Source organism: Nocardia carnea, from assembly GCF_029868325.1.
Classification (GTDB): domain Bacteria; phylum Actinomycetota; class Actinomycetes; order Mycobacteriales; family Mycobacteriaceae; genus Nocardia; species Nocardia carnea_C.
Window position 1 is genome coordinate 1 of record NZ_JARWNW010000306.1, and the last position, 1417, is coordinate 1417.

Below are 1417 nucleotides of genomic sequence, written 5' to 3' on the forward strand. Positions count from 1 at the left end.
CGCCCCGGGCGCGCCGCCCCGGCGGCCCGGGCGCCCCCCCCCCCCCCCCCCCCCCCCGGGCGGGGGGGCGGGCGCGGGCCCGGCCGCCCCCCCCCCCCCCCGCCGCGCCCCCCCCCCCCCCCCCCCCCCCCCCCCCCCCCCCACGGGCCGATCTGCGTCGGGATCGACCCGCATCCCGCGCTGCTGGATGCCTGGGGCCTGCCGGACGATGCGAACGGCCTGGAAACCTTCGCGGAGATCTGCGTGGAGGCCTTCGACGGGATGGCGGCGGTGGTCAAACCGCAGGTCGCCTTCTTCGAGGCGTACGGTTCGGCGGGAATCGCGGTGCTCGAACGCACCATCGAGGTGCTGCGCGGCTCCGGCACCCTGGTTCTCGCCGACGCCAAACGCGGCGATATCGGCTCCACCATGGCCGCCTACGCCCGCACCTGGCTCGGTGACGGGCCGTTGGGCGCGGATGCGGTCACGGTCTCGCCCTACCTCGGGTTCGGTGCCCTGCAGCCCGCGCTGGACCTGGCCCGCGCCAACGGGCGTGGAGTTTTCGTCCTGGCCGCCACCTCGAACCCGGAGGCGGCCGGGGTGCAGCAGGCCGTGGTGGACGGGCGCACCCTCGCCCAGACCGTTGTCGATGCCGCCGCGGAAACCAACCGGGGGGCAGCACCGGGTTCGGTCGGGGTGGTGGTGGGCGCCACGCTCACCGATATCCCCGATCTCAGCGCATTGAACGGGCCGATCCTCCTGCCGGGGGTCGGTGCTCAGGGCGGCACCGCGGCGGCGGTCCGCGCGCTGCTTCCGGAAGCGTTGTGGCCGGCGGCGGTTCCGAATGTCTCACGCGACGTGCTCGGCGCTGGACCTTCGGTGCCGGCGCTGCGCGACCGGCTGGCGGCTTTCCAGGAGGAGTTCGCCTTCTTGCGCTGATCGGTGCTCTGCGGCCGAAACCACCCGCGGGTACGGCGGGGGTGTTCCGGGGGGTCTGGCCGTCGGCGTCGGTCGTGGACCTGTCCGCGAGGTGCTGTCGTAGGCGTTCTGTCGACGCCTGCCCGCACACAATGAATGACAGAGGTCGCTGTCTGTCGACGAGCGGGTGCGGACCGTTCACGGCGGACAGCTACTGGACCCCGCTGGGCGGGTGCGTGCGTTCACTCCCCGTCGAACCTGGACGCGCCTTTCGGTGTGCCGGCCCGCGGCGCTCTCGCGCACTCTCGTACCGCCGTAATCCTTCACCGTGGGTGTTCCTGACTATGGTGACCACCACCCGGCGCCGAGTTCAGCGAGGCCCTCGAAGGGTTAGGCCCCGGGGGGGGGGGGGGGGGGGGGGGGGGGGGGGGGGGGGGGGGGGGGGGGGGGGGGGGGGGGGGGGGGGGGGCGGCGGGGGCGGGGGCGGCGCCGCCCCGGCCGCCCGGCGCCGGCCGGAGAA

At 75.9% G+C, this 1417-nt stretch carries 1 protein-coding gene; it reads left to right on the top strand.

Annotated features, from left to right (window positions below):
- Positions 1–150: 150 nt before the first annotated feature.
- Complete coding sequence (gene pyrF / locus QH196_RS29655; protein WP_280419152.1) at positions 151–918, top strand: orotidine-5'-phosphate decarboxylase; 768 nt, start codon at positions 151–153, stop codon at positions 916–918.
- Positions 919–1417 lie beyond the last annotated feature (499 nt).